Origin of the sequence: Flavobacterium sp. F52, from assembly GCF_000278705.1 — a bacterium.
Taxonomy (GTDB): domain Bacteria; phylum Bacteroidota; class Bacteroidia; order Flavobacteriales; family Flavobacteriaceae; genus Flavobacterium; species Flavobacterium anhuiense.
In genome coordinates this window covers 1-18694 of record NZ_AKZQ01000028.1, presented here as the reverse complement: position 1 = coordinate 18694, position 18694 = coordinate 1, and the positions used below count along the sequence as shown (strand labels likewise).

Below are 18694 nucleotides of genomic sequence, written 5' to 3'. Positions count from 1 at the left end.
AGTTAGTCTGACAATTAGTATACAATAGTCTGTATAGCATGTGCCGGAATGGTGATTGTGGTTTTTCCTGTTTGATTTTCTAAAGAATAAACAATCTCTTTTCCAGATTGATTCATTACAATCGTAATCAATTGTCCGTCAGAATTTTTAAAAGAAGTACTCAATAAAGATTTATCGCTTATGGTTTCAAGCACTCTTTTTGCGTTTGGTCTAATGAATTTTGAGAAATGCCCAATATAATAATACATTGGAGTATAAATTAATTCATCTTTTGTTGTATCTGCATGGATTGGCGCAAAACAAAAATTCCCAACATGATTTGGGCCTCCATTCTGGTCCAATAGAATATTCCAGTCTGTCCAACCAACTGTTCCGTTATTAAAATCATGAATCATATTGATTCCGTAACGCTCTGCATTTCCCCAGAATTGATATTTTGAAGCATCAAATTTTTCGATACAGCCTTCTGTAAAAAGCAGATTTTTGTTTGGAAATGCTTCATGAACTTTTGCTACCGATTCAAATTGAGGCGGACCTCCATTCCAAGTTTCATACCAGTGAAATCCAATTCCCCAAGCATATTTAGAAACTTCGGGATCTGAGAAAACAAGATTGGCTCTTTTAGTTAGCATGTCTCCTCGGTTATGATCCCAGATAATGACATTTTTAGAAGCGAGCCCTTCTTTTTCTAAAGTTGGACCAAGATGATTTTTAAGAAAATCTCTTTCTGCTTCTGGAGTGTAGATGCAAGATTCCCATCTTTGTTTGGCCATTGGTTCGTTTTGAACTGTCATTCCCCAGATTGGAATTCCTTCTTTTTCGTATTCTTTTATGAATTTGGTGTAATACAATGCCCAAGCTGGAGCAAATTCAGGCAATAAAACGCCGCCGTGCAAAATATCATTATTGTCTTTCATGAAAGCTGGGGGACTCCATGGGCTAACAAATAACGTTAGTTTCCCGCCGGCTGTTTCAATTGCTTTTTTGATTAAAGGAATTCTATATTTTCGATCGTGATCTATATTAAAAGTCTTTAAGTCTTTGTCTCCTTCAGAAACATAAGTATAGCTATCACTGCTGAAATCACAACTGTGAATGTTTGTTCTTGCCAAAGTATACCCGATACCTTTATTTTTATCGTAATAAGCATTTAAGAATTCCTGCTGTTTTTTTGGCGATAATTTTGCGAAAACTTCGGCGCTTGCATCTGTAATTGCTCCTCCGATTCCCAGGAATATCTGGTCAGTTTTATCAGTATTTACTAGAATAGATACTGTTGATGTTTTTTGTTGTTGAGTGTTGTTTTTTGAAATTAAATCATTTGATAATGATAATTTCAAGTTGGTATTTTCGGCAGTAGTGTAAACCTTTATTTTATTATTTTTTTGAGCTGTTATTTTTGAGGTGAAACAGCTTAATTGCATTAATACAAAGGCTGATAGAAATATTTGAGAGGTAACTTTCATGTTGCTTAAATAATCGTTTTAAAATTAAAAGCAAGAGAAGACTAAAATGGATGATTCAAATTAGTCCTCTACATTACTTTACTACAAAATATTAATAAACAAGTGTTTGTATAGCGTGTGGCGGAATTTTTACTTCTGCCTTTTTATCTCCAATAATCAAATTGTAGGTGAGGTCGTTTGCAGATTGATTCATAACAATAGTTGCCATGGTTCCATCAGCATTTAAAAAAGAGGTACTCAATAAAGCGCTTTTGCTTACTGCAGTGCTTACTCGAGTAGCATTTAAACGGATAAACTTTGAAAAGTGTCCGATGTAATAATAAGATGGCGTGTAGATTAATTCTCCTGTAGTGATATCTGCATGTATCGGTGCAAAACAGAAATTCCCAACATGGTTTGGTCCACCATTCTGGTCTAGAAGAATATTCCAATCCGTCCAAGCAACTGTTCCGTTATTAAAATCATGGATCATGTTAATTCCGTAGCGTTCTGCATTACCCCAAAATTGATATTTCGATGCATCAAATTTTTCAATACAGCCCTCAGTAAACATCAGTTTTTTGTCTGGATAAGCTTCATTTACTTTACCTACATTATCAAACATTGGCGCTCCGCCTGACCAAGTCTCGTACCAGTGAAATCCCATTCCCCAAACATACTTTGATGCTTCAGGATCTGAGTAAATTACGTTAGCACGATAATTCATCAAATCACGGTTATGATCCCAAACAATTATTTTTTTATCACCAAGATTTTCTTTTTTCAAAGTTGGCCCAAGATAATTTTTGATAAAGTCTCTTTCGGCTTCAGCCGTATAAATACAAGATTCCCAAGTCTGTACAGCCATTGGCTCATTTTGTGTTGAAGTTCCCCAAATCGGAATTCCTTCTTTTTCGTAGGCTTTAATAAATTTTACATAAAAGTTGGCCCAAGTCTGATAGTATTCAGGAAGCAGAGTACCGCCTTTTAATACATTTTTATTGCTTTTCATAAAAGCATTTGGCGACCAAGGAGCAGCGTAAGTCATCAATTTTCCACCTGCTTTGTGTATAGCTTGCTTTATTAAAGGAATACGAAATTGCTTGTCGTGATCAATAGAAAAAGTCTTCAGCTCTTTGTCCCCTTCTTCGATATAAGAATAGCTTCCACTGCTAAAATCAGAACTTTGAATTGTTGTTCTTAGCAAAGAATAGCCTATTCCTTTTTGTTTATCGTAGTAAGCATCTAAAAATTCTGCTTGTTTTTCTTTTGAAAGTTTAGCAAATATTTCGGCGCTAGCATCTGTAATAGCTCCTCCGATTCCCATAAAAGTCTGAAACTTTTTAGATGGTTCCACAAAAACAGAAGTTTCTGTTTCTAAGGGTTGTTTTGCAGCAGAAAAAGTCAAATTATCTGTAGTTGTTAATCTCAACTTTGAGTTTTCTGCGGTAGTATAAACGGTTATTTTTTTGCCGTTGGTTGTAAACTCTTTTTTTGTTTTTGGCTGTTGCGCAAATGCTGCAGCAGAAAACAAAAGGCATAAAATTTTTAGGCTATTTTTTTTCATTCGCTTCCAATTATTATGTTTTTAAATTGAAGTTTAGAAGAAATCAAAATAGAGTTCTACCTATAAAGGATTTAAAAAATAGCCCATACTCATAATGATTATGGGCTATTTACAACCAAACTTAAACTTAAACTTAAACTTAACTTAACTTTTTATTTTCCTCGGAATTCAATTTTTGAAACTGTAATTCCGTCTTTAGTGAAGGTATTACCACCAGAGCGAATCAATAAGTAAATTTTTCCGCTTTCACTGAATTTGACAACGTTAGAAACTGTGCCTGTTTTTTCATTTTTCACGCAACCAACTACAGAAAGCATTCCTGAGAAACCTGATTTTGCACAACCATCCCAAGTGCTTAATCCCATAACTTTATTGTCTTTGTATTCAACTCCAGATTGTGGAACTGATTTACCAGCATACACTTCAAACCAAGTTTCATCAGAACCACTCAAAGAAGAAACTTTCATATCTATTGTATACTCTTTATCCTTTACAACATCTATTGCTTGATAAATTCCTTCCTGTGCCCATCCTCCCGGAGAGTGGATAGTTGCACTACTATTGGCAAATGACCAAAATGCTGCGCCTGTAGCGCTAAGATTTAAAACTGTCCATTTTGCTTGATCTTCGGCACTGGCAAAAGAACCTCCTTGCACTAGGTTTCCTTTTAAAGGATCTGACGTAGCAACTACAACATCTTGTGATTTTGTAGCTGTTGCACCTCCAGCACCAATTGCAGTATGTACAATTGTATATGTTCCTGCATCTGGTAAAGAAATTTCCTCTTCCATTTTACCCGAATAAGTACCCGCTCCTGTATCCCATAATGATTTTAAAACTCCCTTTGGCTGAGCCACTAATTTGTAAGTATTTACTTTTCCTTCAACAGGTGTGATGGTAAAAGAAGCATCGACATTATTATTAGTTAATCCATTATTAGCAATGGAGTCCTCAGGCTGACAGCTAGTTAAACTTAATACTACTGCCATAAAAAACAATGCTAAAAAACTTTGTTTTCTTACTAAATTTATTTTCATATGATATTGTATTAACTAATTAGTAATTAGGATTTTGAACTAACTGAGTATTCTCTAAGTCTTTCTGTGGAATAGGCCAAACTTCATTTTTACCAGCAACAAATCCATCACCAGCAAGAACAGTTGCAGCTTTTCCAGTTCTAACTAAGTCAAACCAACGGTGTCCCTCACCAGCCAATTCTAATCTTCTCTCATTAGCAATTGCATCTAATGAAACTGGCACAGAAGCCAATCCAACTCTAGCTCTTACTGCATCTAATAGAGCTTGCGCTCTAGCTCCAGTTCCTCCTAACGCTTCTGCTTCCATCAAGTAAGTATCAGCTAAACGTATTGCATAAGTATCCTGTTTGTAATTTAAAGCTGTTGCTCCTCCTCCTGTAGATGTATCAGAGTTTAAAGGCATAAACTTCTTTAAGAAGTATCCAGTATCCTGATCACCTGGCGCATAATCCGCTGCCCCTGATGCTTTAAGAGCACGTAAATCAAAAATTGTTGAATTAAAACGTGGATCGCCTTTTAGAGCATCATATAAACTTTGAGTTACTGGATTGAAGCTCCACCCTGAGATATAATCTGGCAATGTTAGGTCTTTTCTACCATATCCTCTTGGACCAACCATGATATTTACAGAGTTTCCTTCGTCAGCTCCACCGCCCCAGAAACCCCAATCTGCATTACTTTTATCTGTATGCATGATTTCGATAATAGCTTCTGAGTTAAATTTATTACTGATTACCCATAAATCTGAGAATTTATCTAACAATTTGTAGCCGTACATACTAGTTCCTCCAGGTGTACCATTTACATCTGCAAATTCGGCAGCTGCTAATGAGTTTTTACCTTCGTACAAATAAACTTTACCTAATAGTGCCTGTACTGCTCCTTTTGAAAGACGACCTCCTTCTGTTGGAACATCAACTTTATTAGGTAGTACAGCTTTTGCTTCTATTAAATCTTTCTCTATTTGCGCATAAATTTCTTCTGGACTAACTTGAGTAACTTTATATCCCTCAGCTGGTGAAATTGGAGTTAGAATTAATGGTAAATTTTTAAATGTTCTTACCAATTCAAAATAGAAATACCCTCTTAATGCTTTTGCTTCTGCTGCAAAACGTGCTTTTTTAGCATCAGACATACTTACACCTGGCAATTTTACCAATAAAATATTTGCTCTACCAATTCCTTGAAAAAAGTCACCCCAATAACTTCTTGGCATATTTATCTTATCCAATTTATAGTTATCAAAAGCGTGTATACCAGCACCATCTCCAGGCCCTCCTCCTCCGGCATAGAAATCATCTGAACCAGCATTTAGCATAGTGATCATGTTTTCAAAACCTTTAGATTGTTTCCCCATAATATCATAAACAGCAACCAATGCAGAAAATGCTTCTGATTCATCTTTATAATAATTATCTACTAACGGAAGCCCTTTTGGCTCAACTGTTAAAAAATCTTCACCACAAGAAGAGCCTAGAAGTAACAACCCAGCGGCGATGAATGAATATCTTATATTTTTAATTTTCATAATTCTTAATTTTAAAATTGTAAATTAACCCCTACCATTACAGTTCTTGCTTGTGGATAATATCCTTTATCGATACCAAAAACTCCTCCTCCAATCTCAGGATCATATCCAGAGTATTTTGTAAATGTTAATAAATTTTCTCCCGTCAAATAAAGTCTTGTTTTTGAAAGGCCAGCCTTCGCAACCACATCACTTGGAAGGTTATAACCGATTTGAATGGTTTTAATTCTCCAATAATCTCCATCTTCTAAATAGAAATCTGATGGGTTTGAGAAGTTTTTGTTGTTATCAACTGTTGATAAAATTGGGTACGAATTAGTTGATCCTTCACCTGTCCAACGACCTAAAGCAGAAGTTTGGTAATTAGCATCTGTAATGTCTAGACGACGAAGTCCTTGAAAAATCTTGTTTCCAATTGCTCCTTGAGTAAAGATTAACAAATCAAAGTTTTTATAATCCAAATTAACTGTGAAACCATATGTATATTTTGGAAGTGGGCTTCCAAGGAAAGTTTTATCATCATCAGAAATTTTTCCATCTCCATTAAGATCTTGCCATCTAAAATCTCCAGGTCTTGCATTTGGTTGAATTAAACCGCCAGTAGCATTTGTGTAAGCATTAATTTCTGCTTGATTTTGAAAAATTCCTTGTGTTTTGTATCCGTAAAAAGAGTTGTAAGATTGTCCTACTTGTGTTCTTGTTACTGCACCCATATTTTGGAAAGAGGCATCACCAGAGATAAACTGGATGTCTTTTCCTAAATTAGTTACTTCATTTTCTAAATAAGAAATATTTCCACTTACGCTAAAACCAACTTTACCAATTTTTTTACGATAAGAAAGCTCTAAGTCAACACCCTTATTTTCCATATCAGCAATGTTCGCAGAAGGTCTACCTGTACTACCGACATGACCTGGTAAGTCAATATCTTGCAAAATACCTGTAGATTTTTTAACATAAAAATCTGTAGTTAATGATAAGTCGTTGAAGAATGTAATATCAAAAGCAACGTTTGCCTGGCTAGTTTCTTCCCATTTCAAATCTGGATTCGCTGGTGCATTAGGGCTATTACCAACAACTACTGAGCCTTGATCTCCAATAGTATAATTTCTTCCTGAACCAATAGTTGCTAAGTATTTGAAATCTCCAATAGCATCACTACCTGTAATTCCATACCCACCTCTAAACTTTAATTGAGTTACTACCTTGTTTTCTGGCCAGAAATTTTCTTTAGTTGGCACCCACCCTAAAGAGAATGAAGGGAAAGTTCCATATTTGTAATTTTGACCAAAGCGAGAGGAACCATCACGACGCACAATACCTGTAAATAAATATTTCTCTTTGTAATCATAATTTGCTCTCGCAAATAATGACGTTACTTTATGCTCATAACCATTATAAGCAGAGGCAGTAATATTGTCTTGTGGATGATCGTTCGGGAATGTTGCGTCATCAAAATTAGTATAAGGAATGTTAAAATAAGTCACTGTAGAGCCAGATGTGATATTATCTACATAAGCACCTTGTCCTACTAAAACTGAAAAGTTATGATCTTCAATTTGTTTTGCGTATGAAATAGTATTTTCAATATTCCATCCAAAACCTCTATTTGAACTTCTGCTCAAATTATTTTTCGCATTAATAGTTGAAGAGTTAAAGTAATATACAGGAGTAAAACTTTCTGACCCCCAATATGCTAATTTACCTCCTAAAGTACTTCTAATTTTTAAACCTTTAATTGCTTCTAATTCTAGGTACGCATTTCCTACAAAATTATCCGCCCAATTATAGTTTCCTAATCTAGTTTGAATGTAAGCCAAAGGGTTACTCATCTCTTGAGTTACTACTTGAGAAATTCCGTATGGATTTCCGTTTGGATCTCTTAAAACATAATTTTGATTATATGGATATGCAGCTGCAACAGTTGGATCTGTAACAATAGCAGGAGTAATTGGATCTAAATTGATTGCAGAACTTAGTGGTCCCCCATATTCGTTATTTGTATTTCCAATACCGACTGTTTTTTCATGAGAGTAACCTAAAGTTTGACCAAAAGTTAATCCTTTTACAATTTTGTGTGTTGAGTTTAAACGGATGTTTTTTCTATTGTAGTTAGAAATTGGCGTAGCTACAATACCTTCTTGATCTAATAACCCAAAAGAAACATAGAAAGTAGAAACATCATTTCCCCCTGATAAACTTAATTCGTGACCAGTTCTTTGAGCGTTATCATTAAAAATCGTTTTTTGCCAATCTGTCCCCTCCCCATAAGAAGAAACGTTTTTGTACGGAAGATCATAAGGTTTCGTAGTATCTGTATAACCATTTGCATATCTTTCATTCATTATAGTAGCGTACTCAGTAGCATTTAATAAATCTAGTTTTCTTGATGCAGCCGAAAAACCAGTATAACCATTATAGTTCACGGTCATTTTACCAGATCTACCTTTTTTAGTTGTAATAAGAATTACTCCTGCAGCCGCACGAGCACCATAAATAGCTTGAGATGCAGCATCTTTTAATACCTCCATAGAAGCTATATCAGACTGATTCAAATAACCAATACCCCCAGAATCAACAATTACACCATCAACAACCCATAAAGGCTCATTGTTTCCAAAAGAAGTAATACCTCTTACTCGTATTGTAGAAGAAGATCCAGGTTGTCCTGCATTTGCTGCGATAGTAACCCCAGAAACTCTCCCCTGAAGAGATTGTTCCACCCTTGTTATTGGTAAATCTTCCAAATCTGATGCTTTTACACTAGAGATTGCCCCAGTTACAACAGATTTCTTTTGAGTACCGTATCCAACAACAACAACCTCATTTAAAGATTGTGATTCTGGTTTTAATTGAACTGTAATTTTTGTTCTTCCGTTTATAGCTTCAGTTACTGTAGCATAACCAATAAACGTAATTGTTAATGATCCGCTTGAAGGCGCTTGAATCTGGAATTTCCCGTCAAAGTCTGACGCAGTAGATTTTGTAGTACCTTTTAATAAAATTGTTGCACCTGGAACAGGCATACCATTTTCATCGTTAATTATTCCATTTACTGTGACATCCTGAGCCACAGCTATAACCGAGAATAACAAAGATGAAATACAAAAAACAAGTAATTTTGTTAATTTCATTTTTCTAAAAATTTTGGTTAATTAATTAGTAATTTGATGCAATACTAAAACTAAATTTTCACTTTTCACATCTTGAAGTCACTACAAAAACACATCAAATTAAAAAAAATAATATTATAAAAACACATCAAAAAAATCATAATTGTTTGATTATTAAGCAATTAAAAAAACAAAAAATAGTACTAAAGAAAAGTTAATTTTAAAAAATAACACTACACTATATTTCTGTATGAAAAGTGTATTAAAAATTATCAAAACTACAACGTGATAGTAGCACTAACAAATCCATAAACAACTATACTATAGACAATTACAACAACATTAAGTTCAATTTTAACAAAAATCAAGAAATAGAGAATATCATATTTTTACCCTACTTTTTTTACATTATTGACAATATTTTTTATAGAAAGAAAAATCCTATTTTTAATAAATTTATAAGAAATATTTTACTTTTAAGACGATTTTTAAATAAAAAATTGAAAAAAATCACTTCAGAAAATGAAGAAAAAAGATGTTTTTTACTGAAAATAATGAAGTGATGGTCCTTTTCTATAATATCCCAAAATTTAAGATCTCTCAGAAGATTGATTAACTTATAATACAAGAGAAGAAACAATTTCTAATAATCATTCAAAAGAGATAGCAAATGATCCAGCTTAGTTCTCAAATTCTTTAGTATTGCTCTACACGAAAAGAATATAGAATCGTATCCGAATACAGTGCTAATTGAATTAGAGCAAAGATTTCACCTCTTTACATTCTCTTTTTATAGGCATATTTAACAGTTATTTAACTCCAACTAGAACAAAAAAATAGCCCATAATCGAAATTATGGGCTACCCAGGCAATAAACTTAACTTAAACTAACCATAGTTTAAATTTTAAAATATGCTTCTACAATTAAAGAAACATAAGATGTTTGAAATTCGAAAAAGGAATCTTTTAGTCTTCCTTTTTCGAAATAACTAACACAAAATATTATTATTCAGGTCTGTAAACAAATGTCCAACCAGTTCCTGCATCCTTTAAACTTCTAGGAACATACAGTACTAACTTATCTTCATTAAGTGTAATAATAGTATACTCGTTAGCAGCATTTCCAGCTTCATATCCTAAAATTTTTGAATCCTTGATGAATAGCTTTTTATTAGCAATATCCAAAACAAAACTTCCCTTTTCTGCTGTTGCAGAAGCAGTTTGATAATGATTATAATTTGCTGCTCCATTTAAATCAAAATGCATTTTACCATTAACATCTAACGGAGGACAGCAATCACCTGCATTCCACCATGCACTCATAGCTGAATCTGGATTATCTGGAGGAGACATAAACCAGTACATGTCACCTTTGCCAGCAACACCATCAAAAATCCATGTTTTACCAGCTGAAGTGTTTGTACTTACTAAATCATACCAATCCTGTTCTAATGGAGTGTCAAGTCTGTCCACCTGCACATCGATTTTTTTAGTAAAAAATTCTGCTCCTAGAGTCCCTACGAATGTAAAAGTCGATTTACCTGGAATTGGATAAACAATAGTTACTTCGTTAGTCAGCGCTTTTCCTAAATTATAATCCCAATAACCTGTAACTCCAGGTGTATTCATGCTCAATGTGATCTTGTTTCCTCCTGCAGGACTTTGTTTAGCAACTAATTCAACTCCCGCGACATCAGTAGAATTTTTTAAATGCTGTTCATCCACAATCGGATCGCAAGCCGAGAAGACTAGCACAAATGCAGCAATTAGTAAATATTTTATATTATTAATTTTCATCTTTCTTGTTATTAATAGTTATTGAATTACCAACCTGGATTTTGCGCATAAACTCCATTTAAAATTCTCATTTCTGTTTCTGGAATTGGAACCAAACCTTTTGTTTCAGGTCTATACTTCACGCTATAATTAGCCTCAACACCAGAATTTCGAACTGGAATTACATCATTAAATGAGCTTTCAACATCTCCCCAACGAAGTATATCGAACCAGTGGATACCTTCAAATGCAAATTCATGAAGACGTTCATCTTTAATAGCCTCCAGAGAATATCCAACTGGAGCCAATTTTGCTCTAGCTCTTACAGTATTCATACCATCGGGAGTTTTTGTAATTTCAGAATGCATTAACAATACATCGGCAAAACGCATAAAAATAAAATCTTGAGCATGCATTAACTGCATATCTGTATTTGCCCATGCATATAATTGAACAAACATACCAACATTTGATCCTGAACCATTATCGTGCTGAATAGATGTATATTTTTTATTAAAATAACCAGTTTCGTGATCTCCTTTATCTTTCGCATATCCTGCAGTTCCCTGATCTGCTCTTCCAACTTCAAGAATAGAACCTCTTTTTCTCGGATCCAAGTCTGACCATGAGCTGTATAATTTTGGATTTATAGTACACCATCCCCAGCCTTCACCAAACGGAACTAATGAATTACCGCGCATAGAATTAAATAAAACAAGTCTATTGGTATAGATATTACCGTTAGTCCATCCCCAGTCCCCAAAAGAAAATCTCTGTACAAACATAGTTTCTGGATTTCCTGTTCCAAATGTTGGACTAAGACCATCTTGCCCTACCCATGACAACCCCTCAGTAGCTGCCCAAGGCAATACATTGTTTCCTGCACTTTTATTGACATAAGAATAAGGCCATAGATTTCTAAAATCTGGAACCAATTTATGCCCACTATTTTTAATACAATCATCTAAATAAGAAGCTACTTGCGTTGCTGTTATACTACCTCCACCTTGAAGAGGCAAATCTGTAGTTGATTGTTTTTCAACATTAGTCATATATCCTGTATAAAACAAGTAAACACGCCCTAAGTATGCCTCAGCAACCCATTTGTTAGCATGTCCATATCTAGCTGTTGGAATACTAGTGAAAGGCGTTGAAGGCATGGTCTCAATAGCAGCTTTTAAATCAGAAGCTATAACTGCAAAAGTCTCAGAATAAGTTGATCTTCCTACATATCTATCTGCATCATACGTCATAATAAGTGGCACTCCACCAAAAAATTTAGCCAATCTGAAGTAAAAGAAAGCTCTCATGAATAATGCTTCTCCTAATGCCTGTTTCTTAAAGTCTTCTGCTTCAGCAGCAGTTTTAAAATACTTAGAAAAATCTGCTTTTGGAACTGACTCTATAATAGCATTAGCTCTCGAAATACCGTTATAAGATTGCTTCCACATATCATGATAGGTATCTTCTGCCGGATCTTCAAAATTATCAACCCATTTGGCTGTTTTATCATCGGGACCACCGCCACCAAGCATCATATTGTCCATCAAATTGGCTGCAATCTGTTCTTCGCTATGGATATTTGCTGTGTAAATGGCATTGTAAACACCTGCCATTGCTTCTTCAATATCTGTTGGCGTCTTATAATAAGTCTCCAAGCCTTTTTCTCCAAGATTATCCTGATCCAGATAATCATCACAACTTGTTGCGATAAAAATTGCAGAAACCGCTATAATATATTTTAGTTTTTTCATTTTCGTTGTATTAATATTAAAAATCAGCACTAAGTCCAAACATCACTGTTCTTGCTTGCGGATATAAACCTAAATCAATTCCAGAAGCCCAACTTGCATCATGTCCAAAACGAACATCTGGATCCATACCATCATATTTAGTGAAAGTGTATAAGTTGTTTACTGCTACGTAGAATTTCAGATTACTTATAAACTTGACATCTTTCAATATTTCATTAAAATTATAACCTACCGTTAAATTGTTGATTCTCAAATAATCTGCATTCTGCATGTAGATATCAGATATCTCGTTTGTATTTCTATTAGAAACTGAACTTAAACGAGGCATTTTGTTTGATGTTCCTTCTCCGTGCCAACGATCAAAGACATCTGACGTATAGTTTTGTTTTGGCATATCAGAGAATGATCTATAAGACTGCATTATTTGCATTCCATATTTTCCAGACATTGTAGTATTTAAGTATACATTTTTATATTCTAAGTTTAACTGAATACCCAATTGAAAATCTGGATTTGGATCCCCTATCATTGTTTTGTCTTTCTCATCAATAACACCGTCATTGTTTAAATCTACAAAACGAACGTCTCCTGGGCGCTGATCTGCAAAATATGGCTGACCAGTTGGGCCAACATAGGCATTAACTTCTTGTTGGTTCTGCAAAATTCCCGCAGTTTTAAATCCATAGAAGTATCCAATTGGGTAACCTATTTGTGCTCTAGAAACTTCTGAAGTTCCCTGAGACAACACATGACTTGGCCCATGAATTATTCCATCAGCATTTGCAACCTTAGTAACTTTATTTTTGTTAGCAGCTCCACTTAAAGTAAGTCCATATTTAAAATCACCAATTTTATCTTTCCAGCTTACAGAAATTTCAAAACCTTTATTTTCAATATCTCCACCGTTAATATAAGGAGGTGCTGCACCAGATGTTCCTGGAGGTTTAGCTTCAACTAACCAATCTCTTGTAGTCTTATTATACCAGTCGAATGTAATTCCTAATCTAGAATCAAATAAGCTTGCATCTAATCCGAAATCTAACTGTTCTGATGTTTCCCAGCTAACATATGGATTTGGAACTCTAGCAGGATATGATGTCGGACCTGAAACTGGTTTCGTATCTCCAAAAAAGTAACCAGGAAAAGCATATGCAATAGTAGAAGAATAAATAAATGGAGGAATAGCCTGATTACCATTTTGCCCCCAGCTTCCTCTTAATTTCAAGAAGTTAAGAACTTTTGAAGTGCTTGCCATAAAATCTTCTTTTGAAATAACCCAACCCGTAGATACAGAAGGGAAATTACCATATTTATATCCATTTCCGAAATTAGAAGATCCGTCACGACGTATAATAGCAGAAAGAAGATATTTTTCTTTGTAATCGTATTGTGCTCTTGCAAAATAAGACATAATACCACCTCCGCCAGCAGCAGAATCAAATCCTGAAGTATTGATATCTGCTATAGAAGTTGGGCTCTTAGTATTGTTAATATATGCATATCTTGGATCCCCTGGATATAATAGCCCATTTCGAGAACCACTTAAATTATTGTTTGCTATATTTTTAAATTGCTCGATTCCGACAACAGCATTAACATTATGATTACCAAATTGCTTTTGATATGAAACTGTATTAGTCCAAGTCGAGTTAGCTCCAAAATAAGAATATTGAGAAGCTCCATCAACATTATCATTATACAATACTCCTAAATGATATGTTGGATTCATAGATCTACCATTTCCAAACCAAGAATCTATACCAAAAACCGATTTAAATCTAAGATTAGCAATGGGTTCAATCTCTACAAAAGCGTTTCCTGCAATTTTATAATCTTTAGGATAGTTGTAATTACTTCTATAGAATAACACTGCTAAAGGATTTGTTTGATTTGTAGATAAACCATCTAAAGTTGGTGAAAAACCGAATTCATTAATATTTCTTTCTACACTAGTCTCCCAATATGCTGGCTGCAATGGATTCTGAACAATGGCATTATGCAAATCGTTACCATAAATGTTACCGGATGAAACCCCTCTATTTTGAGTATTTGTAAAAGTTAAGTTCTCTCCTATGGTTATAATACTGTGGTTATCGTTCTTTTTCAGAACCATTTGACTATTCATTCTTGCAGTTAACCTTTTGAATCCGGCATCTACAATATTACCTCCAATTATACCATCTTGATCATAGTAGGAAAGACCAACTGAGTAAGTAATATCTTCACTTCCTCCTGTGATATTAAGCGCATGATTTACAACAGGAGCATTCTTTTTTGACATTTCATCCACCCAATTTGTTCCTTTCCATCCATTTTGAAGCTTTTCCCAAATTTCATTTCCATATTGAGTTCCAGCTGCTGGGTAATTATTCTCCAACCAACTATTATTTGTTAAAATAGCTTTCCAGTCATGAGGAGCAAGTCCGTCATTAACTCGTCCTTCATCCATAATATACATATATTCTTGTGCATTTAGAGGATCTACGTTTTTATACGTGTTTTGAATTCCAAAAAATGAATCATAACTAATTCTGGCTGGTTTTCCTTTGCGACCTTTTACAGTAGTTACTAAGACAACTCCGTTTGCTGCTCTAGACCCATAGATTGCGGCGGAAGCAGCATCTTTAAGAACATCAATAGACTCAATATCTGAAGGGCTCAAATAATCAATATTTCCAACAGTTACACCATCAACAATATATAAAGGATCAGAATTCCCTACGGTTCCTAATCCACGAATGGTAACCTTAGTACCAGCACCCGGAGCTCCGCTATTTCTAGTAATACTAATACCTGGTGCAATACCTTGAAGTGCCTCCATTGCAGATCCTGTATTTAGTTCCTGCAGCGTTTCTCCTTTAAAATTCGAGGAAGCGCCAGTAATTAAAGCTTTCTTTTGTGTTCCGTATCCGATAACCACAACTTCATTTAAACTTTGAGATACTGCCTTGAGGACAATAGTAAGTTTTGTTTTTCCGTTTATTGCCTCATTTAAAGTTTCAAAACCAACGAAACTAATTGTCAAAGTTCCATTAGAGGGAGCGCTAATCTGAAATTTCCCATCAAAGTCAGACGCCGTTGCCTTATTGGTTCCCTTTACTAAAACCGTCGCACCTGGGACGGGTAATCCACTTTCATCATTAATGATTCCATTTATTGTCACATCCTGAGCAAAGGTGACAACAGAAAACAGTAAAGACGAAATACAAAAAATAAATAATTTTGTTAATTTCATTTTTCTAAAAATTTTGGTTAATTAATTAGTAATTCATTGCAATTATAATGTTAAATTTTAATAAGTATTAGATTAAATTTCTTTACAAAAACACTTCAAATTAAATTTTAACACACTACAAAAACACAACATTTATCACATAATTAATTAATTTACAATAATTTAATTTTGAAAAAAAAATGTTACAAAAATGTTAATTAAAAAAAACGTATATTACAGTAGTTTAACAGTAAGCAATACGTTATAAATTAAAAATAATTTAAAAAATTCGATTTATTCTGTTTGATAAATCAACAATTTAAAATCAAAATAAAGCATTTATAATAAAAATATATTTAAAATTTTATGAAATCCGTAGTTAGATCTTTCGCATTGTTTTTATTATTTTTCTTACAAACGAAAAGTTTTTCTCAGGTAAAAAATATCGGAATTCCAGATATAAAAAATTATAAAAGATCAGAGTACAAAGGTGGAACTCAAAACTGGAGTATTGACCAAGATAAAAATGGAAATATTTATTTCGCAAATAACAGCGGTCTAATCCAATTTGACGGCTCTAATTGGCATAAATACTCTTTACCTAACAAATCTGAGATCAGAAGCTTGAAAATTGATGCTTTAGGAAGAATATTTGTTGGAGGAAATAACGAATTTGGATATTTTAAAAATGATGAAAAGGGAATTTTAAAGTATCATTCTTTATACAATCTATTGAGCCCAATAGATAAAGAAAATATAAATCTCATTTGGAGAATTCATATTTTTAATGGAGAAGTTATTTTTCAGTCTTTTAGCAAAGTATTTTTTCTTAAAAATGAAAAAGTTACCACTCTAACCGCTCCTCACAAGTTCCAATTTTCTTTTTTGGTTAATAACCGTTTGTATTTTCAAGATAAAACGTTAGGAGTACTTGAATACAAAAACAGAAAACTTACAGCAATAAAAGGAACTACTGTTTTTAATGACAAAGAAATATGGTCTCTTTTTCAATTGCCAAACAACAAATTATTATACGCTACTTTAGAAAAAGGGTTATTTATATCTGAAAATGGCATAATTAAACCGTGGGCAACAGAAGCCAACGAGTTTGTCAAGAAAAATACTTCACTTGGGGGATCAATCATCAAAAACAAATTTATAATTCTTAATTCTGTATTGGACGGAGCCATTATCTGTGATTTAAACGGAAAAATAATCCAGCATTTAAATCGTCAAAAGGGTATTCAGAACAATACGATTCTCGCCTCTTTTGTTGACAAAAAGAGCAATATCTGGCTTGGGCTTGATAATGGTATTACCTTTGTAAATGAAAATTCGCCTTTTTCCTATTTTGATTACAGTTATAACATCGGTACAGTATACGCCTCAACAACACATAACGGAAACCTGTATGTAGCTACCAATCAGGGGTTATTTTATCATCCTTGGGGAGCTTCATTTAAAGACAGTCCATTCTCAAGAGTTGAAGGAACCATTTCTCAAGTTTGGAATATTCAAGTCTTAAATAATGTTTTAATATGCGCCAGTAATAGTGGGGCATTAATTATCCAAAACAACAGGGTGTCAAAAATACTAGACAATAAAGGATACTTTGGATTTAAAAAAATACCAGATCACGAAAATTATATTATAGGAGAAAGCTATAACGGATTCTCTGTTTTTAAACGATCGTCTACTGGATATGACTATCTGCATCAAGTAAAAGGATTTGATGAAACGACCAATAATTTTTCTGTAGAAATTGACGCAAATTATTTATGGCTGAAAAAAAATCCTTTTTTATATCAAGTAAAGTTATCCGAAGATTTAAAAAGATTTGATTTCATAAAAAAGCATGTCAACATTTCAGAAAAATTTAAGGGAATAAACAGTCTCCAAAACATTAACGGTAAAGTATATTTCCAAGTAAAAAATCATTTTTATAGATATTCTGTCGAACAAGAAACGTTTTTTGAAGATAAAAAAATAACGAAATTATTTGAGGGCATACCTACTATAAACACTTTAATTGAGGATTCTGCAGGAAACCTTTGGTACGCGTTTAATGAATCTCTTGGCGTATTAGTCAAAAATAATAATGGAACTTTTACCAAGAAGCAAGCGATATTTTCGAATTTAACAGGGAATTTGGTAAATAACTACATTTCGGTTAACGCAATAGATCCACAAAACATTTTCATTGGCTTAACAGATCGTTTGGCGCATTACAATTCGACTATTCCAAACACTTTTATGACAAAACCGAAAGCTTTTATTGAAAGCTTTACGAATCCTGGAGATACAATTTTGACTGGAAATCTAACAAATAAATTGGAATCATACAGCATACCGTACAAACACAATCGTGTCAAATTTACTTTTGCATCGCCAACGTACGAAAATCAGGAAAATGTAATGTACTCCTACAAATTAGAACCCTTTGAAGAGAACTGGCGCGGTTGGTCGTCTACAGCTATCAAAGAATACACGAATTTAAGGGAAGGCAATTATGTAATGAAACTAAAAGCCAGAAATAGTTATGGCATAGAATCGAATATTACCGAAGTCGAATTTACGGTATCGCCTCCTTGGTACAGACACTTTTTGGCTTATTTATTTTACTTGGTACTCATTTTACTTGGCGCTTATCTAATCTCAATCAGAATCAAACTGAAGATTAGAAAAAACAGGTATTATGAGACCATTGAGCAGAGAAGATTATATCTTGAAAAGGAAGCAAAAATCAGACACGAACAGCATGATTTGGAAAAAGAAATTGAAAAACTGAAAAACGATAAGCTCCAAATCAAAATTTTAGCAAAAGATAAAGAACTAGTTAACAATTCTCTACAAGTTGTAAAAAAGAATAAAGTTTTAAATGGAATCATCCATAAACTAAAAGATATCGATACTGGAATTCTAGATGAAACTACTAAGGCTGAATTCAGCAAACTGCATAAAAGCATTGTAAAGGAAGTAAATACCGACAAGAGCTGGAAAGACTTGGAAAAACACATTAAAAACGTACATTTCGAGTTCTTAAAGCGTTTAAAAGGCCAATATCCAACTATATCTCCTAGAGAGTTGGATTTGTCAACTTATTTATTAATGAATATGTCGACCAAAGAAATAGCAGAGATTATGAATATTTCGACAGGCGGCGTTGAGTTAGCCCGTTACCGTTTAAGAAAGAAATTGGGATTAAACAAAAAAGAAAACCTAATTGGATTTTTAATGAGTATATAAAAAAAGAAAACCAT

9 protein-coding genes are annotated in these 18694 nt (G+C 33.8%); 1 reads left to right on the top strand and 8 read right to left on the bottom strand.

The window, feature by feature from the left end; translation table 11 throughout:
- Positions 1-14: 14 nt before the first annotated feature.
- From FF52_RS14695 to FF52_RS14660, 8 genes are all read right to left on the bottom strand, one after another.
- Positions 15-1466 carry a glycoside hydrolase family 30 protein gene (locus FF52_RS14695; protein WP_008466700.1) on the bottom strand — a complete coding sequence of 484 codons (1452 nt, stop codon included), beginning with the start codon at positions 1464-1466 and terminating at the stop codon, positions 15-17.
- A 91-nt stretch (positions 1467-1557) separates the two neighbouring features.
- On the bottom strand, positions 1558-3012 hold the full coding sequence (locus FF52_RS14690) for a glycoside hydrolase family 30 protein (protein WP_008466698.1): 1455 nt from the start codon (positions 3010-3012) through the stop codon (positions 1558-1560).
- Positions 3013-3164: 152 nt separating this feature from the next.
- The gene (locus FF52_RS14685; RefSeq protein ID WP_157498617.1) at positions 3165-4001 is read right to left on the bottom strand and encodes a hypothetical protein; all 837 of its coding nucleotides are present in this window, start codon (positions 3999-4001) and stop codon (positions 3165-3167) included.
- 67 nt (positions 4002-4068) lie between these two features.
- Positions 4069-5577 carry a RagB/SusD family nutrient uptake outer membrane protein gene (locus tag FF52_RS14680; protein ID WP_008466693.1) on the bottom strand — a complete coding sequence of 503 codons (1509 nt, stop codon included), beginning with the start codon at positions 5575-5577 and terminating at the stop codon, positions 4069-4071.
- An 11-nt stretch (positions 5578-5588) separates the two neighbouring features.
- Entirely contained in the window at positions 5589-8711 is a 3123-nt protein-coding gene (locus FF52_RS14675; protein ID WP_008466690.1) for a SusC/RagA family TonB-linked outer membrane protein, read from the bottom strand.
- A 984-nt stretch (positions 8712-9695) separates the two neighbouring features.
- Positions 9696-10487, bottom strand: coding sequence for a hypothetical protein (locus FF52_RS14670; protein WP_008466689.1), 792 nt, complete (start codon positions 10485-10487; stop codon positions 9696-9698).
- 26 nt (positions 10488-10513) lie between these two features.
- Positions 10514-12220: a RagB/SusD family nutrient uptake outer membrane protein gene (locus FF52_RS14665; RefSeq protein WP_035691659.1), complete on the bottom strand. Its 1707-nt coding sequence runs from the start codon at positions 12218-12220 to the stop codon at positions 10514-10516.
- Positions 12221-12236: 16 nt separating this feature from the next.
- Entirely contained in the window at positions 12237-15455 is a 3219-nt protein-coding gene (locus FF52_RS14660) for a SusC/RagA family TonB-linked outer membrane protein (RefSeq protein WP_008466687.1), read from the bottom strand.
- A gap of 345 nt (positions 15456-15800) precedes the next feature.
- Here FF52_RS14660 and FF52_RS14655 point away from each other — a divergent pair, with 345 nt between their 5' ends.
- Entirely contained in the window at positions 15801-18680 is a 2880-nt protein-coding gene (locus tag FF52_RS14655; RefSeq protein ID WP_008466686.1) for a triple tyrosine motif-containing protein, read from the top strand.
- The last annotated feature ends 14 nt before the right edge of the window (positions 18681-18694 follow it).